This window comes from Rahnella sp. ATs2 (assembly GCF_051851855.1).
GTDB lineage: Bacteria > Pseudomonadota > Gammaproteobacteria > Enterobacterales > Enterobacteriaceae > Rahnella > Rahnella variigena.
The window spans coordinates 23,340-45,346 of sequence record NZ_JBLYPL010000031.1 but is presented as its reverse complement, the minus strand read 5'-3'; the positions used below and the strand labels follow the sequence as shown (position 1 = coordinate 45,346).

Annotated in this window: 23 protein-coding genes and 2 pseudogenes; 15 read left to right on the top strand and 10 right to left on the bottom strand. The window is 48.9% G+C overall.

The window, feature by feature from the left end; translation table 11 throughout:
• Nucleotides 1-18: 18 nt before the first annotated feature.
• A complete protein-coding gene (locus ACJY2G_RS23650) occupies nucleotides 19-297 on the bottom strand; it encodes a DUF3761 domain-containing protein (protein ID WP_430319306.1) in 279 nt (92 codons plus the stop codon).
• Between the two features lie 425 nt (nucleotides 298-722).
• On the opposite strand from ACJY2G_RS23650, the pseudogene ACJY2G_RS23645 reads away from it, so the two are divergent.
• Nucleotides 723-887, top strand: a pseudogene (locus ACJY2G_RS23645) (PAAR domain-containing protein); the annotation flags it as partial.
• A 374-nt stretch (nucleotides 888-1,261) separates the two neighbouring features.
• Here ACJY2G_RS23645 and ACJY2G_RS23640 read toward each other — a convergent pair.
• Nucleotides 1,262-2,470 (bottom strand): hypothetical protein, encoded by a 1,209-nt coding sequence (locus ACJY2G_RS23640; RefSeq protein WP_120161689.1) that lies wholly within the window; start codon nucleotides 2,468-2,470, stop codon nucleotides 1,262-1,264.
• Between the two features lie 241 nt (nucleotides 2,471-2,711).
• Between ACJY2G_RS23640 and ACJY2G_RS23635 the strand changes: the two genes are divergently transcribed.
• The 11 genes and pseudogenes from ACJY2G_RS23635 to ACJY2G_RS23585 all read left to right on the top strand — a co-directional run.
• On the top strand, nucleotides 2,712-3,248 hold the full coding sequence (locus ACJY2G_RS23635) for a fimbrial protein (RefSeq protein ID WP_112287182.1): 537 nt from the start codon (nucleotides 2,712-2,714) through the stop codon (nucleotides 3,246-3,248).
• A 54-nt stretch (nucleotides 3,249-3,302) separates the two neighbouring features.
• Nucleotides 3,303-3,860: a fimbrial protein gene (locus tag ACJY2G_RS23630; RefSeq protein ID WP_120161690.1), complete on the top strand. Its 558-nt coding sequence runs from the start codon at nucleotides 3,303-3,305 to the stop codon at nucleotides 3,858-3,860.
• On the top strand, nucleotides 3,860-6,376 hold the full coding sequence (locus ACJY2G_RS23625; protein ID WP_430319305.1) for an outer membrane usher protein: 2,517 nt from the start codon (nucleotides 3,860-3,862) through the stop codon (nucleotides 6,374-6,376). Before ACJY2G_RS23630 ends, ACJY2G_RS23625 begins: the two co-directional genes overlap by 1 nt.
• Before the next feature lie 88 nt (nucleotides 6,377-6,464).
• On the top strand, nucleotides 6,465-7,217 hold the full coding sequence (locus ACJY2G_RS23620) for a fimbria/pilus periplasmic chaperone (RefSeq protein ID WP_112287179.1): 753 nt from the start codon (nucleotides 6,465-6,467) through the stop codon (nucleotides 7,215-7,217).
• Between the two features lie 5 nt (nucleotides 7,218-7,222).
• Nucleotides 7,223-7,843 carry a fimbrial protein gene (locus tag ACJY2G_RS23615; RefSeq protein ID WP_430319304.1) on the top strand — a complete coding sequence of 207 codons (621 nt, stop codon included), beginning with the start codon at nucleotides 7,223-7,225 and terminating at the stop codon, nucleotides 7,841-7,843.
• On the top strand, nucleotides 7,836-8,360 hold the full coding sequence (locus tag ACJY2G_RS23610) for a fimbrial protein (RefSeq protein ID WP_112287178.1): 525 nt from the start codon (nucleotides 7,836-7,838) through the stop codon (nucleotides 8,358-8,360). The genes ACJY2G_RS23615 and ACJY2G_RS23610 overlap by 8 nt, the downstream gene beginning before the upstream one ends.
• A 10-nt stretch (nucleotides 8,361-8,370) precedes the next feature.
• On the top strand, nucleotides 8,371-8,895 hold the full coding sequence (locus tag ACJY2G_RS23605; RefSeq protein ID WP_167459649.1) for a fimbrial protein: 525 nt from the start codon (nucleotides 8,371-8,373) through the stop codon (nucleotides 8,893-8,895).
• 9 nt (nucleotides 8,896-8,904) lie between these two features.
• Nucleotides 8,905-9,465, top strand: a complete 561-nt coding sequence (locus ACJY2G_RS23600) for a fimbrial protein (RefSeq protein ID WP_112287176.1) — start codon at nucleotides 8,905-8,907, stop codon at nucleotides 9,463-9,465.
• Between the two features lie 17 nt (nucleotides 9,466-9,482).
• Entirely contained in the window at nucleotides 9,483-10,400 is a 918-nt protein-coding gene (locus ACJY2G_RS23595) for a fimbrial protein (protein ID WP_112287175.1), read from the top strand.
• Between the two features lie 548 nt (nucleotides 10,401-10,948).
• Nucleotides 10,949-11,710, top strand: a complete 762-nt coding sequence (locus tag ACJY2G_RS23590) for a winged helix-turn-helix domain-containing protein (RefSeq protein ID WP_430319303.1) — start codon at nucleotides 10,949-10,951, stop codon at nucleotides 11,708-11,710.
• A gap of 225 nt (nucleotides 11,711-11,935) precedes the next feature.
• Nucleotides 11,936-12,951 (top strand): annotated as a pseudogene (locus ACJY2G_RS23585) (IS3 family transposase); the annotation flags it as partial.
• Between the two features lie 22 nt (nucleotides 12,952-12,973).
• Here the strand turns inward: ACJY2G_RS23585 and ACJY2G_RS23580 are convergent.
• Genes ACJY2G_RS23580 through ACJY2G_RS23545 form a run of 8 tightly spaced genes read right to left on the bottom strand, consistent with a single transcriptional unit; the run spans nucleotide 12,974 to nucleotide 17,757 of the window.
• Nucleotides 12,974-13,477, bottom strand: coding sequence for a lytic transglycosylase domain-containing protein (locus tag ACJY2G_RS23580; protein ID WP_112287173.1), 504 nt, complete (start codon nucleotides 13,475-13,477; stop codon nucleotides 12,974-12,976).
• A gap of 44 nt (nucleotides 13,478-13,521) precedes the next feature.
• On the bottom strand, nucleotides 13,522-13,878 hold the full coding sequence (locus ACJY2G_RS23575) for a hypothetical protein (RefSeq protein ID WP_112287172.1): 357 nt from the start codon (nucleotides 13,876-13,878) through the stop codon (nucleotides 13,522-13,524).
• A complete protein-coding gene (locus ACJY2G_RS23570; RefSeq protein ID WP_439292271.1) occupies nucleotides 13,871-14,551 on the bottom strand; it encodes a type III secretion protein in 681 nt (226 codons plus the stop codon). Before ACJY2G_RS23570 ends, ACJY2G_RS23575 begins: the two co-directional genes overlap by 8 nt.
• Nucleotides 14,532-15,062: a type III secretion protein gene (locus ACJY2G_RS23565; RefSeq protein ID WP_232829802.1), complete on the bottom strand. Its 531-nt coding sequence runs from the start codon at nucleotides 15,060-15,062 to the stop codon at nucleotides 14,532-14,534. The genes ACJY2G_RS23570 and ACJY2G_RS23565 overlap by 20 nt, the downstream gene beginning before the upstream one ends.
• A 20-nt stretch (nucleotides 15,063-15,082) precedes the next feature.
• Nucleotides 15,083-15,853 (bottom strand): type III secretion system inner membrane ring lipoprotein SctJ, encoded by a 771-nt coding sequence (sctJ, locus tag ACJY2G_RS23560; protein WP_112287169.1) that lies wholly within the window; start codon nucleotides 15,851-15,853, stop codon nucleotides 15,083-15,085.
• Nucleotides 15,853-16,176: a type III secretion system inner rod subunit SctI gene (sctI, locus tag ACJY2G_RS23555; RefSeq protein ID WP_038482293.1), complete on the bottom strand. Its 324-nt coding sequence runs from the start codon at nucleotides 16,174-16,176 to the stop codon at nucleotides 15,853-15,855. Before sctI ends, sctJ begins: the two co-directional genes overlap by 1 nt.
• A 50-nt stretch (nucleotides 16,177-16,226) precedes the next feature.
• The gene (gene sctF / locus ACJY2G_RS23550) at nucleotides 16,227-16,490 is read right to left on the bottom strand and encodes a type III secretion system needle filament subunit SctF (protein WP_112287168.1); all 264 of its coding nucleotides are present in this window, start codon (nucleotides 16,488-16,490) and stop codon (nucleotides 16,227-16,229) included.
• Entirely contained in the window at nucleotides 16,483-17,757 is a 1,275-nt protein-coding gene (locus ACJY2G_RS23545) for a PrgH/EprH family type III secretion apparatus protein (RefSeq protein WP_439292270.1), read from the bottom strand. Before ACJY2G_RS23545 ends, sctF begins: the two co-directional genes overlap by 8 nt.
• A 429-nt stretch (nucleotides 17,758-18,186) precedes the next feature.
• Between ACJY2G_RS23545 and ACJY2G_RS23540 the strand changes: the two genes are divergently transcribed.
• The 3 genes from ACJY2G_RS23540 to sctW are packed head-to-tail and all read left to right on the top strand — an operon-like array spanning nucleotide 18,187 to nucleotide 21,966.
• Nucleotides 18,187-19,056: a helix-turn-helix domain-containing protein gene (locus ACJY2G_RS23540; protein ID WP_430319302.1), complete on the top strand. Its 870-nt coding sequence runs from the start codon at nucleotides 18,187-18,189 to the stop codon at nucleotides 19,054-19,056.
• The gene (gene sctC, locus ACJY2G_RS23535; RefSeq protein WP_112287165.1) at nucleotides 19,049-20,830 is read left to right on the top strand and encodes a type III secretion system outer membrane ring subunit SctC; all 1,782 of its coding nucleotides are present in this window, start codon (nucleotides 19,049-19,051) and stop codon (nucleotides 20,828-20,830) included. The genes ACJY2G_RS23540 and sctC overlap by 8 nt, the downstream gene beginning before the upstream one ends.
• 14 nt (nucleotides 20,831-20,844) lie before the next feature.
• Nucleotides 20,845-21,966, top strand: coding sequence for a type III secretion system gatekeeper subunit SctW (sctW, locus tag ACJY2G_RS23530; RefSeq protein ID WP_112287164.1), 1,122 nt, complete (start codon nucleotides 20,845-20,847; stop codon nucleotides 21,964-21,966).
• Nucleotides 21,967-22,007 lie beyond the last annotated feature (41 nt).

Genomic DNA, 22,007 nt, shown 5'->3' with positions numbered 1-22,007 from the left:
TAATTGCGGGCTTTTAATTTAGTTAAGCCATTCCGCCACGCCACCATGTCGCGAGCACGTTCCTCGACGGTGAGCACTGAAACTGTAGGTTCCATCTCTGCACTGAGCCGATGCGCCATCAGGAGCATTGCCCGACTTTGTATGCGCCGGCCGGTGAATTTCCTGCCCGTCTGAATTGGTATAATCTCCTTGCTCGATAAGCTCATTATCGTTTGAGGAAGATTGCGTGTGCTGTTTGGCAATTGCCGGGTTTAATAAAAGACTGACTGCAAATAGCAAAAATCCCAGTAAGCGCATGATCGCACTTTGTCCCTGTTATGGTTGTACTACCTGAATGATTGGCGAGGAGATTACTCCTTATACCCACACAGGCAATACTGATATTTAATCAGTAGTTAATTGTCTTATCTAATGTCGTTATGTGAACTGTGAAAGGGTGTCCCCTTCAGGAATCGTTTATTTAATCATTTTAGTGAAAATGGAAATTAAATATTAGCGTCTATCATCGGGAGTATAATTTGTAAAACCGCATGGTAAGCCAGGCGCATTTATCCAATATTTTTATCAGAATTACTCCTTCAAATATTTCCTTATTTAAAATAATTTAGCTCAAGAGAAATCACGAGTATGATGCCGGAATACCCATAATAAAGGAAAGGGATTGGCATGAAAATGACGTACAGCTTCGAGTTAACAGTAAGAGTGTGCTGGGAAATGGCGTCATGACCAAAGGCTACTATCTGTTCATACGGGATAAAACTACCTGCGGCGGTATTATTGCCGAAGGCGAACCAAGACATACCATCATGAGAAAGGCCGTGGCGCGTGAACTAGACAGAGTGACCTGCGGGAAACTTCCCGGCTTATTTAAGAAACTCGGGCCAATACATGAGCGGGCAATGAAGGCACTGGTAATCGAGGGCATTATCAAACTAACCGGGTATTCCAATGCTCAACGCTCATACCGGGCATATGCTATTTCTAAGCGTTGTCTGCGTAGATTTTTTGGCGCCGATAGAGAGGCATAACTTAGCCGTGAGGACCGCTACCATTATCTGAATGACATTTTCACCAAGCGTAAAAGTTACTCATTTGATGAGCTTATTGGGATTGCGATTGATAGTGGGTCAGCGTGCCAGACATGAGCAATCTAAACGCGGGCAGGAGGGCATGATCATGAAGCTTATTAGTAGATGAATTTATGTGATCGGGATGAAATCCACGCCGGAGCGTGGATTTTACCTTAGGAAAACAGAATGACTTAGCTGTCTTGTTTTATCTGGGACTTAAGCTCGTCCATTTTCGCTATGAGCGGAGTCTTCTTGGCTTCTAGCACAGATATATACTCATGGCATGATTTAATTTCCCCTGATACAATTTCCTTGCTCTTTTCTAAGGAGTGAATGGCTTCTTGTTTAAAATTAATTCGCTGCTCAATCTCCTGTTTGGCAGAAAGACGGTTCTCAAGCTTAACCTGACCAATATCACTTTTATATTCATTCTTGAGTTGCGATATTTCCCTTTGCAGAGCCCTGATGTTTTTTGGCGCATCATCGAAGTTCTGCATCAGTTTCTGCCACTGTTTGCCCTTATGGTTGGGCACTTTAATGAGATCAGAATATTGACGGCGGCCTTCTTTTAAATCGTAACCGAAGTGCTTGATGGCATATTTATCGCTGCCCAGATGTTCACGCCAGCTGGTGGTGCCAAAGCCCGTATCGCGATTATCATAAATAGCGCCGCTCTCAGCTTTTCTCAGATCCTGCTCGGCACTGCTTACACCGTGTTTCCTTGCAAAATCGAGTAAAACCGCACGGCTATTTTCATGCGCGGCAATTTTCTTATTTAATGTACTGATTTCGGCATTTTGTTTGGCCTCGAGTTTACTGATTTTTGCTTCAGTATCTTTTAAACGCTTGGCATCTTTGACCGCAAAGTCTTCCGAGGAGGTGTTCTTTAGCGCATCGGCCAGAGGTTTAATCTCATTATGCAGTTTTTTAATCTGCACATCAGCTTTGTTAATTTTTTCCTTAAGTTTGGCGATCTCATTTTTTTCCTGAGAAACATTTCTTGAAATGAGTTGGAGATCATCTGCAAGACCTTTAATCTCACCGTTTACTTTGGCATTGTGAGCATTTATTTCATTTTTGTGAATGTCCTGCACAACCGGGGCAAGCTTCTGTTGAATATTTTTAAGCTTCTCTTCTTTCTTATCATGCATTTTGGAATTCTGCGCTTCAAGCTTGTCAAATAAATTACTGAAAGTATTTTTCAGCGCGACAGGGTCTTTTGGACATGATTCCATTTTTGTCATTAGCAGCTGGCCGACCTCAACTTTATCGCATTTATTGAGAATTCTGTTCAGCGTATTGACATCGCCTTTATGAATGCGTTTGTCACTGTCATTAAGTAAGTTCTTATAGGCTGAAATAAAACTATTTTGGTCACGTACGCTTAGTGAATTAGACATGATTTAGTTCCGAGTGTCGATTTAATAGATAATGTAGCAATGTGCTAAATCGTATATCTCCCTCCAGAGAATTTCTTCTAAAAAACGCTTTTTATATATTTCGCTTGTGGGTGGAGTTGAGGCGGTTTTTGATATCAGTTTTTAAATCACTAACGTAAATTAGTTAATTCCCGTTGCGCGGTCGTGGCAACGAGGCTTCTTGTGAATAACGCTAGTAAGAAACTTATAAAGGAATGAGTAAATGCAATTAACCAAATTGGTTTGGGCCTTTGGTATGGGGGCTGCTGTACTGGCAGGCCAGTCACAGGCAAGCGATCAGGGACACGGCACGGTTAAGTTTACCGGCAGTATTATTGATGCCCCTTGTTCAATTACCCCTGAAACCATTGAGCAGACCGTCGATTTGGGCGAAATCTCCAATAAATCTCTGCTCAACGGCGGAAAGTCCAACCCGCGTCCGTTTGATATCAAACTGGAAAGCTGCGACCTCTCGGGACTTACGGATAAAACCGTCACCATTACCTTTACCGGACCGGAATCCAGCGCTCAGCCCGGCTATTTGGCTATTGTCGGAAGCAGCGCCAGCGGGGCGGCTATCGGCATTACCAACGATGAGGGCACCAATATTCCTCTTGGCACCGCCAGTTCCGCGACAAAAACACAGCAGGGTGATAACACGCTGACCTACTCCGCCTACCTCAAAGGAAACGGCGGGAGCACAACGGTCGTGCCGGGTTCCTTCACCTCGGTTGCCAATTTTACTCTGGCCTATCAGTAAGCACACAGCGGGCCTTCTGCGTTTTTCTATACGGTTTTCGTTTGTGAGATACCTATGAATAGCAGCGTTTCGTTTGTAGTGCCCTCCCTGCTGGTGTGGCTTGTGCTATGCCTGGCCTCCTCAGGTGCGCTGGCGAAGAATGCGGCGGATCAGGGGCATGGAAAGGTAAGCATGCAGGGTTCGATCATCGACACACCCTGCGCGATCGCCGTGGCCAGTCGGGAACAGGTGATTGATCTGATGACTATCCCACTGGAACAAGTCATCCGTGACGGTGGTGGCCCTTCTAAGCCATTCAGTATTCATCTGGAAAATTGCGCTTTTGAGCAGTTGATTCCTAACCAGCAGGACTGGTCGCATTTCATGGTGACCTTTGATGGTCCCGTTACCGACGGCGAGCTGTTTGCTCTCCACGGTGGCGCTCGAGGTATCGGGTTAGAGATTTCTGATGCCACAGGAAACCGTATGCAGCCCGGCATTGCTTCGCAGGCGGGCCTGCTGCAGCCCGGTGCCATGCGCCTTGATTACTCACTACGTTTGGTGGGCAACCATCAAAAACTACGGGCCGGGGCTTACTCCACTACCGTGCGTTTTAAACTGGATTACTTTTGATGAGGCAGGTTTTATATCACGCCGGCGCATGGCTGCGCCGTTGTCCTGTAGCGCTGATGGTGACGCTGGCTTTTCAGGGGGCAAAGGGATACGCGGCAGACGCAATAGAATTCAACACGGATGTCCTGGATATTAGTGACCGTTCACACATCGACCTTAGCCAGTTTTCTCAGGCAGGGTACATCATGCCGGGTGAGTATCAGATGGTTATCCGTCTGAACAAAGCCGAGCTGCCGGAGCAAACGTTAGCGTTTATTAAACCGGATAACGATCCTCAGGGCAGCCAAGTGTGCCTTACGCCACAGGTCATTGCTCAACTGGGTTTAAAAGCTTCTGCTTTGCGCGATCTCAAGTGGTGGCACAGCGGGCAATGTCTGGATAACGCGAGCCTGCCGGGGGTAAGCGCGCGGGCAGTTCTGGGCGAAAGCGCGCTCTACCTGAATGTTCCCCAGGCATATCTGGAATATACCGCTGACAACTGGGATCCGCCCGCTCGCTGGGATGACGGTATTGCCGGGGGAATTTTTGATTACAACCTTAACGGACAGTCGTCGCGTTTTACCGGCGCGAGCCGCAGGGATGTCCAGTCGCTCAGCGGCAACGGAACCACAGGGTTTAACCTGGGTGCCTGGCGTTTTCGCGCCGACTGGCAGGGGCAGTACAACCATACCCGTGGCTCCATGAACAACACGCAGCGTGACTGGCAGTGGAGCCGCTACTACGCCTGGCGGGCGATCCCCTCGTTAAAATCGAAGCTGATGCTCGGTGAGAACTACCTCAATTCCGGCATGTTCGACAGTTTCCGCTACACCGGAACCAGCATGGAGTCTGATGACAATATGCTGCCACCAAACCTGCGCGGTTACGCGCCGGAAGTCGTCGGCGTGGCAAAAACCAACGCTAAAGTGACCGTTAGCCAGCAGGGACGGGTTATCCATGAAACCACGGTCGCCGCAGGGCCGTTTCGGATTCAGGATTTGAACACCGCCGTTTCGGGCACTCTGGATGTGAAGGTTCAGGAGCAGGATGGCACTTCGCAAAGTTTTCAGGTGGATACGGCAAGCATTCCCTATCTTACGCGCCCGGGCAGCGTGCGATACAAACTCGCCTTCGGTAAACCTTCAGATTACCGGCACGATAGCCAAGGGCCGGGGTTTGCCACCGGCGAATTCTCTTGGGGGGTGAATAACGGATGGTCATTGTATGGCGGGAGTTTGCTGGCCGACGACTATCACGCGCTGGCGGCAGGGATTGGCCGCGATTTGCTGGCGTTAGGGGCGCTTTCATTTGACGTCACTCAGTCCCATGCGGAACTGCCAAGGGACAACACCAAAACGGGCAGCTCGTGGCGTCTTAGCTATTCCAAACGTTTTGACGAATACGACAGCCAGGTCACCTTTGCGGGCTATCGCTTTTCTCAGCGCGACTTTATGAGCATGAGCGAATATCTGAACGTGCGCTATCACGGCATCGTCGGTAACAACAATAAAGAGCTGTATACCATCGCTTTCAACAAGCAGTTCCGTAGTCTGGGCCTGAGTGCCTATGCGAACTATAGCCACCAAACCTACTGGAACCGCCCGGATAACGATAGTTACAACCTCTCCCTGTCGCGCTATTTCGATGCCTGGCGTTTTAAAAACGTCAGCCTCAACCTGTCGGCCTATCGAACGCTTTATAACAACACTAGCGATGACGGCATGTATCTCAGCCTGTCATTGCCGTGGGGTAACAGCAGCACGTTGAATTTCGACAGCCAGGCGGGCAGCACGGGTAATAGCACTACGGTGGGGTATTTCGAACGCCTCGATAGCAATAACAGCTATCGGGTCAAGGCCGGAGCGGGCAGCAGAGGCAATGCGGTTGGCAGCGGTTACTTCACCCATCAGGGGAATAACGCGGAAATGAGCGTCAACACCAGCTACGAAGGTAGCCGCTATCACTCCGTCGGCCTTTCTGCTCAGGGCGGCATAACCGGCACCACGGAAGGCGTTGCGTTACACCGCGTAAGCACAATGGGGGGAACGCGAATGATGGTCGATACCTCGGGCGTCAGCGGCGTTCCGGTGCGGGGATACGGTGGTGTTACCGAGACTAACCGGTTTGGAAAAGCCGTCGTGTCGGACATCAGCAGCTACTACCGAAGCAGCGTTAGCGTGGACGTCAACAAGCTGGCGGATGATGTTGAGGCTACGCGCTCGGTGGTGCAGGGCACCCTGACCGAAGGCGCGATCGGTCTGCGTCGCTTCGGCGTTATTGCCGGGGAAAAAGCGATGGTCACCATCCGTCTTGCGGACGGTACTACGCCCCCGTTTGGTGCAGTAGTTATGGGGCTCGGCGGTCATCAGGCTGGGATCGTTAACGATGGCGGCCAGGTTTGGCTAACCGGAATGAATGCCGGAGAATCGATGCGCGTGGTATGGGATGGGAAAACCCAGTGCGAGCTGAGTCTGCCGAAACCCTTGCCCACGGCCCCCGATAATCTAATGCTGCTATGCCAAAGCGTACGGGCTTAAGCCCCCTGCTATCAGGCAAAAGAGTGAATGACAATTCGGTCGCCGCGCAAGACGGCACGGCGACATCCTGCAAAGCGAGTTTCAATTGATGAAAAACTATTCTTATTTGACGATGACCTCCACCACCCTGATTGCCGTACTGATCAGCCAAAGCGCGACGGCAGCCATTGCTCTTGACCGTACGCGTGCCGTCTTTAACGGTGCAAATAAATCGATCAGTTTAAATATCACCAACCAGAATAAAATGTTGCCCTATCTTGCTCAGGCATGGGTAGAAGATGAGCAAGGTAACAAAATCACCCAGCCTCTGACCGCGCTTCCGCCGCTACAGCGAGTAGAGCCGTTGGCAAAAGGCCAGGTGAAACTGCAGCTGATGGGGAATGCCAGCACGCTGCCTCAGGATAGAGAGTCGCTATTTTACTTTAATCTGCGTGAAATCCCGCCCAAAAGCACGAAAGCCAATACTTTGCAGATTGCTCTGCAGACGCGAATCAAGCTGTTCTATCGGCCGGAATCCATTGAAATCAATAGATCCGAAGGCGAAAGCGTGTGGCAGGAAAAAATTACGCTTAAGCGCGAAGGCGATAAATACCGCGTTATTAATCCTGGCCCCTATTACGTGACCCTGGCCGGGGCATACGAACACTCGGACAGCCCCCCGATTGCCGGCTTCGATCCGGTGATGATTGCCCCTCGTTCAGATGCTTTGTTGAACATCAAGGCATCGACGCTGGGACAGAAACCGATGCTGGCATGGATTAATGACTACGGCGGGCGACCGAAGCTTATCTTCAACTGCGCGGGCAACGTTTGCCGGGTCACCGGGAGTAAAGCCGGGTGAGGCTGATGGAGAAGCAAAGCAAGTGGAATTACCACGTTCTGGCAGGGTGCAACCGCGCTGCCAGCGCCCTGGCTTTGGCGCTGGTGCTGCCGCCGACGGCTTGGGCGCTGCCCGACAACTGGAACGTTGAAGGCGTAAACGGGGCACTGCATATTTCGGGCGATTTTGTCGAGGGGGCATGTCGCCTCGACATGACTTCTCAAACTCAGGAAGTCAGTCTCGGCAACACATCAACCGAGGCGCTGCGAAACCCGGGCGATCGCGGTGAGCCGGTAGCCTTTACGCTGAGGTTACGTGACTGCGTGCGCAGCGGGTCAGAGATGCTCAATACGTGGAGCGGGAACAGCAGCTGGGATTCGCTTCAGCCGGCTGTCAGCGTGACTTTTTTGGCCCCCGCGGATGCCGACAGCCCCGAGCTGGTGCAGGTGAACGGCCTCACCGGGCTGGGTTTGAGGATCGCCGACAGCGCCAGGCGTGACGTGCGATTAGGCGAGCGTACGCTGCCGCAGTTTGTCACCCCGACCAATGATGCGCTGGTCTACTACGTGCAGCCCGAACGCACTCCGGCCCCGTTAACGGCGGGTACATGGCAGGCTACGGTCGGCTTCAGGCTGAATTATGACTAAGGATCCAAAGATGATATTTGCCCGATGGGGAGCAATGGCCCTGTTCGCAATGACGGGAATGCTGCTGGGGGGTGATGCGGCAGCGGCGGGCTCCAGTAATTTAGATGTTCGCATTACCGGCACGGTGGTGGCGACCGCATTGTGTACTTTTAGCGGATCTGACCCGATTAAGGTGGAATTCGGTGACGTCTATATCAATGAAATTATTGGTGAGACCTATAAACAGCCCGTTCCCTATCAGGTGACCTGCAAAGGCGATCCGGACGGTAAAACGCTGCAAATGCAGATTGCCGGTAGCGCTGCCAGCTTTGATGGGAAACAGCTAAAAACTGATGCCAGCGGGCTTGGCATCAAATTGCTTAAAGGAAGCGAAACGCTGCCGGTAAATCAATGGTTCAACTTCGATAATGCCAGCCAGCCTTCGCTGTACGCCGTGCTGGAAAAACAGAGCGGCGCACGTTTTCAGGACGGACAGGCATTCAACGCCAGCGCCACGTTAAAAGTGGCTTATAACTGAGGCAATCAGGGTGAAGAACAAAGTTTACGGCGGCTGCGGAAGGAGCCTGGCGCTGGCGCTGCTGCTGTCCGGGGCAGGTGTTCAGCTCACGTCGGCGCATGCCGCAGCAACCGGCGACAGTAACGACATTTCCTTTCACGGCACGCTGAGGATCCATCCGTGCCACATCAATAACGATCGTGATGTAAACATCCACTTTGACAATGTTGGCATCCATAAGGTTGACGGGGTGCGTTACCAGCAGGCTATCGCCTGGCAGCTGATTTGTGACGATGTTGACCCCGCGTGGCGTCTGACCCTTGCGGTAAACGGCAGCGCAACGTCCTTTGACCGCAGCGCGCTCGCGACCAATATCCGTGGGCTAGGGATCCAGATTAAACAGAACGGTCAGCCGATGGAGATTAACAGACCCCTCGACATCCTTTATCAGCATCCGCCCACGCTTGAGGCTGTGCCGGTAAAAGATCCCGGCATCGATGAGCTGGGCGAAGGGACGTTTTCCGCTACGGCAACGCTGCTGGCCGAGTATTTATAAGGAACAGAAATGGGGAATAGAACGTTAGCCGGACGCAGCGTGGGCATGCTGTTGTTTATGATGGCTTTAGCCGGGCACGCGGCGGCAGGGAACGGTGGCCTGAAAGTCACCAGCGACAACCTGAAATTTGATGGGACCCTGGTTGCCGATCCGTGCGAGCTGGACCCGAATACGACGGATATTACGTTGGATTTCGGCACGGTAATCGATACCTATTTATACCTTAACACTCGTACCCACGCGCAGCCCTTCGCCCTCAGGTTGCTGGAGTGCGATCTGAGCCTGGGTAATCAGGTAGAGGTCACGTTTAAAGGGACGCAGAGCAAGGAATTACCGGGTTTTCTGGCGCTTAGCAACTCGGCCGCCAGCGGCATCGCGCTTGGCCTGGAGCAGAAGGACGGCACACCCTTGCCGTTGAATAAGACCGTGCCCGCTTTTACGCTCGCCGGCGGAACCAACGATCTTGTGCTGTACGGTTACGTTATTGGAGAACCTTCCGCGCTGGCTGCACATACTTTACGCCGTGGAGCATTTGAGGCGCTAGCGACATTCGAGCTTAATTATCCCTAGGAGAATCACATTCAGATATGAAATTACCCTTATTTATTATGCTGCTGGCGGTGCCTCAGGGCGCATGGGCCTACTCATGTAATTCCATTGGCTGGAACGGCGGAGATGCTGACGTTAACGTAAACGTTAGCCCGGACGTCAATACCGGTAGAAACAAGATTGTCGATCTCCGTTCGCAGATCAGCTGCAAAAACGACTCTGTAGACGGCGGTTGGGTCGATTCCATGTGGCTTGCCAGTAACGGAATGAGCCTCAATTCCGCCATCTTCAAGGATCTTAAGGGCGGCGTTATCATTTCTGGAAAGGTTTATCCTGAGCCTGTACCTGAAGTTGAGATCTTTAGTCTCAATGCACAGGAAACTAAAAGCTTACCCGTAGAGCTTTATTTCGAGCTAACCAGCATGGGTAAGTCGTTGCAGATCAGACGGGGAGACAGGCTTGCGCAAATTAAGTTTATCCAGAGAAATAACCACGGTGCGCAAAACTATTACATCTGGTATTTCATTGCGGCGAACGATGTAGATATAAACACGTCAACTTGCAAAATCCTCTCCGGAGAGACGTTGTTAGTTGAACTGGGAGAGCTTGAAAGAAGTGAGATTCAAAGCTCCGGAACTTCCGCACAGACGGTGGAAAAAAGCCTCAACATAACCTGTGATGTCACCCATGAAGTTGATTTTCAGGTAAAGATGAACACAACTCCAACCTCCTGGAATAATAATGCCATTACTACCAGTAACAATAATCTCGGGGTCGTCATGCGCTGGAACGGGAATATCGTTACCAATGGTAACACGCAGCAGCTCAGTGTAGTCAATGGCAGTATTTCGGTACCACTGAGTTTTACGCCAGTCAAACCTACCTCGGTCAGTTATGAAGATATAAAAACAGGTGCTTTTAATGCTTCGGCAACATTGATCATCACCCAGCAGTAGGATCGCTTGAGGCGTTTTTTGATAGAGCGCCTTACCAGCGAGTGTTATATTTCTGCCTGCAAAAAGAGGGGGTATTAAGTACTCCCTACTCATAACACGTATTCATATTTTTAGTTATCATCCCGGAAAAAGTAAATATTCATGTAGCGTGAGGACATTACTTTCAGTGGCGACAGGGACGTCCTTTTCCAATACTTCTTATAAGGATGAACTGACTAAAAATATGTTCCTGAAAATAAACTGAGTGATTTGTTTTGGCTATGGACCAATACACATCGATCGTTGAAAACAATTTCAAATATTGTGATTTGAATGGTACTGTATTATTGCGTTCACAGTAAATTTGCATCGAGATCAATTCTGTTGTCTACATCGTGATAAAGAAGACATTATTCCCCGCTATTTGTATAACTAAGGTTATAAATAAGTTGGGTTTTTGTTATCTGAAAATTTGGCAGAAGATATTTAAGATCATGGATTGAGATATTCACTCATGCTTTTTTCTGAAGGTACCTTCACTCATAAAGCTAAACGCAAAGGGATTTAAAATGAAAAAATGCGTAGTAAATCCAGGAAAAATTTACTTTCTTAATTTCACATTTAATCCAAAATCCAGAACGCTGCAACAAGACGATACTGTTTTACAATTAAGGAAAAAGCAGTCAGATGTGCTTGCATTACTTTGCGAAAAATACCCTGAACCGGTTTCTCAGACTGAATTTCTTGCTGAAGTATGGGGGGGCGGTTATGTGACTTCGCAAAGTATTGCACAGGTGATCCGTTCTTTAAGAGTAAGCCTGGGGGATGATGCGAAGAGTATTATTGTCACTATCCCAAAGTTGGGGTATAAACTCACGGCCGGGCCCTGCTGGGAAGAGCCTGAAATAGAACCCAATAAACCTGGTTTTGAGTCTTCTTTTCCTAGAAATATCGAAGTAGATAACGTTTCCTTTTCAACCCAGTCGATGATTAACGTCATTCCAGTGAGTGCTAATTCGATGTCGATCATCCCTTATTCTGCTCCCAGAGGGGTGCCTGAAAGAAAGAAGTTTACACCGCAGACGTTATTTTTAAGTGCAGTAGCTGCTCTTTTTTTTAGTCTCATTTTTGTTGCCATGACGGCAAGAAGTAACCCGCTGGATTTTAATAAAAATCATAATAATATTGGCCAGATGCCATTAGACCTCGTCCCGCCGGAAGGCAATAATTTTTTGCATTGTTGCAACACGGTTGAAGGAGCAATCTGCCACCCTAAGGCGAATGTGTTAAGCGCTCAATGCGTCACGCTGCAAGATATAAAGTCAAAATAATTAATAACCTTAGATATAATTTTTGGAGCATTTTTTAGTAAACAACAATTAAACAGCGTAATGAAATTTTTTATTATTTTTTAGTCGATTACCTGTTGAAGCTTCTCGACTTTGCGGCCTCGTCATTCTGATTCCAAAACGCAAGCAAGATGCTTGCGTTATTGATCTTACCCACCAATAGTGGACACGTGAATAAGTGAGTAGACTCTCAATCAGAGGTGACTCATGACAAAACCAGCATCAACCACCAAAAAGTCCCGTAAGCAACGCACGTCTGAATATCGCAGCGAAGCCCTAAAGCTTGCAGAACGTATCGGTGTTGCCGCTGCTGCCCGAGAACTCATCCTGTATGAATTACAGCTTTATGCCTGGCGCAGCAAGCTGAAGAATGCACATTCTTCTTCCGAACGTGAGCAGGAAATGTCTGTTGAAATAGCCCGTCTGAAATGGCAGCTGGCGGAGCGGGCAGAAGAGCTGGCCATTCTCAAAAGGCCGCGACATACTTCGCGAACCGCCTGAAATGAAGTATGTCTTTATCGAAAAGTATCGGGCTGAGTTTAGCATCAAAATCATGTGTCGTGTGCTTCAAGTTGCACGCAGAGGCTGGTATGTCTGGCGTCTGCGCAGCCATCAGTCAGGCAAGCGACAGCAGTTCAGGGTCATCTGTGATGCTACTGTCCGTAAGGCATTCACTGAGGCGAAACAGCGTTATGGTGCGCCACGTCTAGCTGATGAACAACCGGAGTACAACATCAAACCATTTCCGCCAGCCTCCGTAGTCAGGGGCTGCGGGCGAAAGCTACCCGGAAGTTCAGCCCGATCAGCTATCATGAACATGGTCTGCCTGTATCAGATAATCTGCTGAATCAGGACTTCAGCGCCAGGGCCCGAACCAAAGGTGGGCAGGTGACATCACGTATCTACGTACGGAAGAGGACTGGTTGTACTTGGCGGTGGTCATCGACCTGCGGTCGCGTGCCGTAAACGGCTGGTCGACGTCACCGCGTATGACGGCACTGCTTACGTGTGATGCATTGCAAATGGCGCTCTGGCGGCGTAAACGCCCGGAAAATTTCATTGTTCACCCGGATCGTGGTGGACAGTACTGTTCATCGGATTATCAGACCTTACAGAAACGCCATAATCTGCGCGGGAGCATGAGCGCAAAAGGCTGCTGTTATGACAATGCCTGCGTAGAAAGCTTATTTCACTCGCTGAAGGCCATGTCCACATTACATGGGTAGGATTATATTTCTTACTCCCTTATCGACAGACAAAACGCTCGCGGATGCCTTCTTGTCTGGCCACTTCTATTTTATCAATGACCGCCGTTTGATGTGCAATTAGGGAAATGATTTTTTTGACATACCTGTCATGATGCACCGGCGTCTTAGAATGATAGTTACCGATTCCATCCCACGTGTAGCCATAGCGCTCAATACTTTGCTTGAGCACCCAGGCACCTGAAAAAACATTAGCGCAGCTATTCTCTCGCAACAAAGCTTCATCAATGCCCAGGGACTTTAAGGCCTTAAAATGCACAGTGTTAATTTGCATAATGCCAACATCAACGGTGCTATTTGTATTGCGATTCATAGCCTGCTGACGGTTTCTGGACTCTTGCCAAATAATAGCCTTAATCAGCAGGGGGTTAATCTGGAAGCACTGCGCGGCTTCGACAATGCAATCTACCTTTTGTGCTGTAGCAAAAGGGGAGAACAAAAGAGATAAGGTTAAAGCAACGGGCGTAAATGATTTTATTTTCATGATTTGTATGCCCGGCACTAAGCCGGGATTAATAGCGGGGAAGGTTATAACGACGGATCGCTGTCGGTCTCGGTAAAGCTTTTATACATCATATTATTAAAAAACATATTCACGCCGAGCAGCTGGAAGGTGCGCTTGTCCAGCACGTTGTTCGCATAATCTTTGTACTCATCGGTATTGCGCAAATAGGCATCGGAGTAGAGCAACGCTTCGTTCAATTGATGCATCGATTTGTTCTTATCGGGGGAAAGTGCCCGCATTTGATCCATCACATCGCTCAGCTTATCGTCGGGCTTATTCTGCTGGAAATAGTGGAGTACTTTATTGTTAAATTTCTCATCCGACGATTCACCGTCTTTCACGTACGGCGAGGAAGAGGCAATACTGTTGATGCTACTCATTGTTTTCATCCTTATCTGAGTTGACGGTTTCTGAAGGCATCCGGTGGCTCATAGCGATGAGTTTCCCAGCCAGATTGCGAAGCATGTCGGGCGTCAGGTTGTTGATAGTTTCATTAAAACCGGCGGTCTTTTCATCCGCCTGCTGTAGCCACGTGCGGCAAAGCGTTTCACTAGGAAAGCGCACCGCATCCATGTCATTTTGCACGGTGATGTGATTATCATCGGTATACAGGTAGTTCGAGATGTCCGCGCCTTCCGGCAGCTTTACTGCTCGGGGAATAACGATGCGCAGCGCTTTCTGATGCCCACACTGTTCCTGAAGGTGATGGATAATGCGCTCAACGATCATCGGGTCGTGTAAGGACTGATTGAGGGCTGTGCCGATCTGCTGGCGAAAAACCTCCTGCCGCTTTTGCTGCTGGCGCTGATACTCGTCAAGCAGCGTCACCAGCTGCGAGAAAAATAGCTCAAAGCCGGTCTGGAACGCTTGCCTCTCAAGGTTTTCACGCAGCCTGACCGTCTGTAACTCATACTCGGCATGAATTTCACTGCAGCGATTTAGGGTTCGTTCCAGCGCGATGGCTATTCGCTGATGGCGGGTTCGCTCAGAAGATTTAATCACCGTCAGGCGATGCAGGTCTTCGGGTAACTCATCAATAGTAATGGTGCGCATAGGTGAAGGCCATTCGTAGCAAATTAATGTGGTTTAGCGTTTTGGGGGCCGCGAATTGCGCAAGCGCCATGCCGGAAGGAAAGTGCAGCATCAGACGCTGTCGCAGCGCGGCAGGTAACCCTGGGAACTGCCCCAGAAGGAACGTTGCGCCGCAGGAAGCGGTATCAAACGGGATATCGCCTTCATCAAGCGTTACCTCCAGAAGCAGCGGCAAAGAGATAAAGGCCAGCAGACGTGGGTCAGACATCAGCACAGCGCCCATTTCAGGCAGTCTGTTCCGCTGCAGATAGCCACCAACCAAATGTGCAGCAAGGGGGATCAGATGCCAGTGCGAAAGCAATAGCGAACACATGGCTTCGTCGGGCTGCCAGCGTGCGGGTAGGTCAGAGAGTTTGCCGTGCCTCAGCAGCCAGAAATTAAGTAGCCTGTCCTCTCGGATTTCACTCGCCCGGAATATCTCCGGCAGGTGGCTGCGATGTGTATAGCTTGCCGGGGCGTATAAAATGGACATTATGCGCGGATCTCCGACTCTCATGGTTTTGCGGCCTCGTCTTCAATCAGTTCGGCAGCGTTATCCTGGGTTGAAGGCGGGCGGCGGCTAAGCTTATAGAGCATGAAGCCCGCCGTGCCGGCTGCGCACAAAGCCATAGCAGAAAAGAGGATAATCCACAGGGCAGGGATGCTGGCGGGTACTCTGGTCGGCGCAACGTACTGGATAACCGGGGCGGGGAACAGAACCACCGAAATATTCTCGTAGCGCACGTCATCGAAACTATTTTTGATTAACGTTTTGATCTGCGAGATAAACAAATTATCGTCAATCTCGCCTTTATAGGAAATAAGCACGCCGACGTGGCCGGTGGCTTTTTTTCCGCTCGTATCGTTATTAAAGGGGGGATAGCTGACGTGAACGCGCGCATTAACGACCGGAGCTATCATGCGCAGCGATTGCTCAAGCCGCTGCTCCTGTAATGAGAGTACGCGAGCCTGCTCGGCGTTGGGTGAAGAAACCAGAGAGCTTTCCGGAAAAGCCTGCCCTATCTGAACGTCAGCGGCCCACGGCAGCTGGTACTGATTAATGATAGACAGCGCGGCGGTACCTTCAGACTCCCCGACCGAGACGGTATAGCCAGCCTTAAGATTGCCGTCCTTTTTCGCTGAAATATTATGCTGCTGCAGAATAGCCAGAACCTGGTTGGCCTGCTCCTGGGTAAGGTTGAAGAGTAGGTTCTCGTCATTACAGGCGCTAAGCATAAAAGTTAACAGCACGGCAGCGAGGACACGTGAATATTTTTTTATCATTATTGCGATTTTTCCAGGGTTTCTATGGTGCTCACCGCCTTGCGTGCAAGAGTACTCACCAGGGAAACGTAGTTACTGTATTCACCGATATAGTTTTGTAGCATCTGTAGCTTCTCCGGATTGCTGGTGTAATGCGGAGATTGGCTAAGGGTATTAATCACATTTTTAAACTGCGCGTCGGTTTCGCTGACTTTAGTAAACGTGCTGGATACTAAATTATTAAAATTTCGATCGTGAACGCTTACGGATAGGTTATCTTCAGGGTTGATGGTATTTGGCGAGAGCCGGGTTAATGCCGACAGGGCTTCATTAAATTGACTCATAATTACTCCACAGTAGAAAAGGGTACGAGAGCAACACGTACCCGGGTTAATTAACGGAAGTTTTGAATAATAGCCGCGCCAATATCCTTATAGGCTTTTACGGTACTTGTCTGGGCGTTACGAAACAGCGTGTATTGCTGTAGCTTCGACTGATAATTGGCCAATACGGCTGGGTCAGACGGGTCGTTTTTCAATGCAGCTTCAGCTGTCTTTAATTCCTCCATCATAGATTTAGCACCAGCTTCGAAGCCGGCAGATACTTCATCCAGATAATAGCCATTGTTATCCACAGTAGGTGCGTTTGTGTCAGCCATTTAAGTCTCCTTGTTTTAGGGGAAAGTACCAATGACGAGGGTTCAAAAACAGATAGCCATTAGAAGAGTCAACATATGACTTATCTTGTAACCAGTTTTCGTCGAGATTAATTGAAAAATTAATCACGCGGTTTCCCCATTGGTGATTGAACTGTTTAATGAAATTCTGCAAAGAACGTAGAGCGCTGTCGCTCAGGGCATCACGAACCACCAAAGCATAACCGCTATTAGAATTGATTTGGCGGTAGTAAATGTGCAAACGATCCAGGCCCTGGCGAGCTTCCTGTAATAACTGAGCTTTAGTTTTTACCAGGACTTTGATGTCGAGAGCAAAAGGGATTTTTTGTAAAACAATAGCCTTGAAGTTTTTTTCTTCCTGTAGGGTTAATCCTCTGTAAAGTGCAATTGCCGGGTGCTGAGGTTTGGAATAGTCAATTTGTAAAACGGGGTAACCCGCATTAGCCAGCTGCGTAATGACTTCCTTTCTTTGCTGCGTTAACCAAACAGGAATCACGCTGTCCTTGCCCTGCAATTTGAAGAGTGCTTCCCGCGTCCATTCCATTGCCTGAAAGTTCTGGATAAGAACGTAGATAAGATTATTATCACGGCCACGAACAATATCCACAGGCATCGGTGCGCCCGCCAGCGCTTCATTTAATGTTAAAACCTGCCGATCGCTTTCCAGTTTTTTATACCAGATTACGCCTGCGGTAATCACAAGAAGTAAGAGAATAATTGAACCGAAAACGAGAGCATGATTTTTTTTTGCATTAAACTCTTCCAGCTTCTCCTGTTCGCTGAATTCAGCATCGAGGGCCGGGGGAAGGTTGAAGTTTTTAATATCTTCAGGCCAGTCATCTTCACTAGGTTTGATGGCAAAGCGGATGTGCTCATGCACGAAAACTTCATTTTCCTTCAGCAGCGCCGGGTAGCTTCTATCCACCCCCTGTACTTCAAGACGATATCCTTCTTCCGATTCTTCATCTCGGAAAAGAGCCGACAAACGCAAGATAATGTTGGGTGACGGCATATCACAGGGTAGATAAAGCGTATTCTGCGTGTAGGCTGCGGCATGCTCTCCGGGCAACATCGTTCCCGTGGCGTTATCCTGGGGTGCAAGTCCCGGGTTGATGATGAGAAAGTAATCGTCTGCTGGAAGGTGGAGTTCACAGCCAAACATGGGTCCAAACAGCACCTTCAGGGTGAATTTTTTCAGTGCCTCTGGTACAGGCATATCATCGTTTAATTCGTTCATGTCGCTGTTCATAGAAAGGGCCATTAATAATGTAAATAAGCAATCTAACGAGCAGCGCCCGTGCGATTTTATTTTAATCTGCACTACAACTTCCTAATGCTAAGCCGTGCCATTTAATAGAAACGTTTTCAAAAGGAATGAAGTGCCTCGCGAATGGAAAAATATTTTTACATTCACGATGAATTTATTTGACGGCATACGGATATTGCATCTTTAAGACGGCACACTGTAGCGCTACCGATTATTAAACTCAACATTGTCTGTTGATTTTTTGTTGAAGCTTTTTTTATGATTTTTATTCTTTTTTTATCTCTTTCAACTTGCATTGACGAACGAGGATTTTCTGATAAATTCACTGGCACTTCGAGGCGCTGTATTAGATAGTTCTTAATCAAGTGCTTAAATGTTATTTCTAAATAAAAGCTGAGGTAAGAGAAAACTATGCTAGATAGCAATGCTCAATGCCATCAGAAAAACATAATGCGGCAACGCGTAAATGATAGCGCAAATGCGGAAATGCCGCTTTACGTGAGTGACGAATGTATCGATTTAAATAACGGCGTGTTGTTTGCGCGACCGCTAAATAGTGAATCCGTTATGAGCGTATCTGCCTCAGGTGAACCGAGGGAGAACTATGACGATCGTCTGAATAATATTCTTCAACCCATTGTGCTATCGACCCTGAATAACATGGAGATCGCATTTCGGGGTGACTGGATGGTTGAAATACTGTCGATGTCACAGGCCAGCACGCTGTTTTCATTCCTGGATTATCAGGCTAAATCTCGCAGCGTTAACGCCGAGCCGCGCATAGGGGAGACAAATACTTCGTTACTGATGCACACCGAGCGGAATCTGGCAATTTTAGTGGACGATGAATGCAAATCGCTGATGGGGATGTTGATTTTTACATTATTAAAGCCTCAGGATCGCCGCCTGGAAAATCTCTTTTCGTTTGTCAGGAATGTCGAAAGCTATTGGATTGCCCATTTTCTGTTATCTCAGGTAATGAATGAAGATAAAGAGAGTGACAGCCATAAGATTGGTAATGCCAGTAAGATCTACGGCGTATCTGAATCCTATTTCAGGAAGCTTTGCCACCATGCTTTTACCCGGGGGCCAAAAAAACAGTTACGCCTTTGGCGAGCGGCGCACAGTGCCCTGCAGTTGATTGAAAAAGATAACTCAATTGCGGCTATCGCAGGAAATAACGGCTATGCGTCGTCGTCTCATTTTTCTAGTGAAATAAAATCACTGTTTGGCATTACACCGAGGGAGTTTAAAAAATTGGAAGGCTTGCTTCATGAATAAGATGGTTGCGAAACTGCCGGTCCGCTATCTGCCGTATTTATTGCTGGGAGTATTGAGCTGTAATTCGGCGGTCGGCGCATTATTGGATACCCAGGATTACTCGGGGGGCCCAGTCGATGTCCGTAACGGTTCGCGGGATGACGAAAATACCTACGTCGCCAGTAATAACAGCGTTCAACAGCTATTTTTTGTGATCGGTGGCGCGCTGAATAAACCCTTTGTTGTCAGTACGGAGGCGGCCAAAAAACGGGTCTCAGGAAATTTCGATCTTAGCAAGCCGAAGGAGCTGTTAAATACCTTGGCTTCACGTACCGGGCTTATCTGGTATGACGATGGCAGCTCTGTGTACGTTTACGATGCCAGCGAAATCAAAAGCAGCATTGTGCGCTTGTCCTATGCGCCGTTTGACCGGCTGGTTGCCTTCATCAAGTCCTCAGGGCTGTACGACGCTCGTTTCCCGCTGCGTTCAGACGGGCGCTCTGGCTCTTTTTATGTCTCAGGGCCGCCGGTCTATGTCGAACTTATCGCGGCGGCTGCAAAGTATATTGATGCAACCTATGCCCGTCCCGGAACGGGTGAAAACACGATCCGCGTGATCAAGCTTAAAAATACTTTTGTGAACGATCGCACCTTTACCCAGCGCGACAGCCCTGTCATCGTGCCGGGCGTTGCGACGGTGCTGAACCAGCTGCTGAATAACTCAGGCGATAGCCGTGGAGGACGTTCAGCGCCAGCCGGGGCGAACATCACCGTAGATAATGATACGCGAGGCGCGCTTGAGGCCGCTTCGGCCACACAAAAGGGAAATTTTCCGCCGTTGCCTTCATTTAATTCGGGGTCATCGGCGAAACGGGAGTATGAGTCAGATTCCCTCGGCCAATCGTCCATCAATATTGTCGGCTATTCGGATACCAACAGCTTGCTCATTCAGGGTTCCGAAAGGCAGGTAAGTTTTGTTGAGGATTTAGTCAGCGCAATTGATGTACCTAAACAGCAGATACAGCTGTCGCTGTGGATCATTGATATTTCGAAGGATGATATTAACGAGCTGGGAATTCGCTGGCAGGGTGCGGCAAAAATAGGCAATACCGGCGTTGCTTTTAATACCAGTTCACTGACTCCGGAAAACAGCATTCATTTTCTGGCGGACGTATCCGCACTTGCGCAAAAAGGCAATGCACAGGTGGTTTCACGTCCGGAGATCCTGACTCAGGAAAATGTTCCGGCGCTATTTGATAATAACAGCAGCTTTTACGCCAAGCTGGTAGGTGAGCGTAACTCCTCACTCGAAAAGATTACCTACGGCACCATGATTAGCGTATTGCCGCGTCTGGCGCAGCGCCAGCAGGAGATTGAGATGATCCTGAATATTCAGGATGGCGGCCTGCCTCTCAACTCTGAGGGTAAAACCGAAAATGTCGACAGCCTGCCAATGGTGAATAACACCCAGATAAGTACGGAAGCGCGCGTGCCCGTGGGCTATAGCCTGTTGGTCGGTGGCTACAGCCGCGACCAGGATGAACATCACAGCGTGGGCATCCCGCTCCTGCGCGACATTCCTGTGTTGGGTAAGCTGTTTGATTACAGCTATACCAGTCACAAGAAAATGGTTCGCTTATTCCTTATACAGCCAGGTTTACTGGCAAGCGGCGAAACCTGGCAGGGTCGGGGACCGGAGGAAAATAACCCCGTGCTGGGCCGAACTTGGGTGGGGAACGAGGTAACGTTGAAATCGACGGTCTCCATGTTACGTGAAACGATGAAAAACAATTAAGGACCAGGTGAGTTATGGACATTCGTTCTGTTGCTGGCGTTGATTTTAATCGCATTGAACCGCAAATCCCGGAAAACCGTAGCGCAGCAGGCCAGCCCGTATTTGATGCGGGCGAAGAAGCGCTGCCTATTAATTTGCAGGAAGAGATGAGTAATGCCGCAGAGGAAATGGCCGATCTCCTCAGCGCATTTGGTCGCTTTAGCAAAGCCGGGCGTAAAAACGACAGCGCAGATAACGATTTTGTCTCCTCTATGCTTGAGGATCTGGCAGATGAAAAGCTGGACACATTAATTAAGCATGTGACCAAGCTTCGTGACCTCAATAACCTATTGAACTTCGCCCGCCAGCTTTTCCCGGATGACAGCGATTTAATGCTCGCGCTGCGTGAAATGCTGTTGAGCCGCCAGCTGTCTGAACTTCAGAAGAAGAAAATCAAAGAAGCGATCGCCGATTTAGAAAAATTTGGCGACACCAAAAAAATGCAGTCAGGAATGAATGTAGGTCGCCTGGCAAAACGGTTCAGCGACGGTAGCGGTGACAGGCCCCTGTCGGCAAAGGACCTGCGCAATAGCTATCTTAATTTTCTTGAACTAGAGATGCCCGCAGGCTTTATCTACAAAGACTGGATTGATGTTTACGGTTATCAGAACAGAACGCGTTTATTGGCTTTCACACTGTCGGCTCTGATTGCTGATATGAAGGCCAATGAACCCGGAATTCATTCTTCTGAATTTGGCCCACTCAGCGCAAAATTGTCAGATGCACGCTTGCTCCACACGCTGGACCAGCTGCTAAATGAAAGTTTTGCTAAATTCCCGTTTTGGGGACAGATGAGAAACAATCAGCTGATGCTGGGCGAGGCCGATATTGTAGGGCTTTATATAGCGGGTTTAGTGGATACTGACGAATTTAAATTGGCGTTAAAAGAGTTCAGTAAAAACTTTATGTCATTGCTGCTGCTCAAGCAGCGGTCGATGGTCATTCAAGAACTGCGCAATGTTTATAATATGACGCCTGAGTTCCTCTTCGTCGATACGCTTTATCGGGAAGTTATTGTCAATCATCTGGCTGCTTTGCTGCATAAAATGCTCGAAAAAGAGAAAAATACCGGCATCTGGAATGAATATTACAAATAGTCGCAGGCAAACTAGTTTGTCTGCCATGGATTGATGTGCAA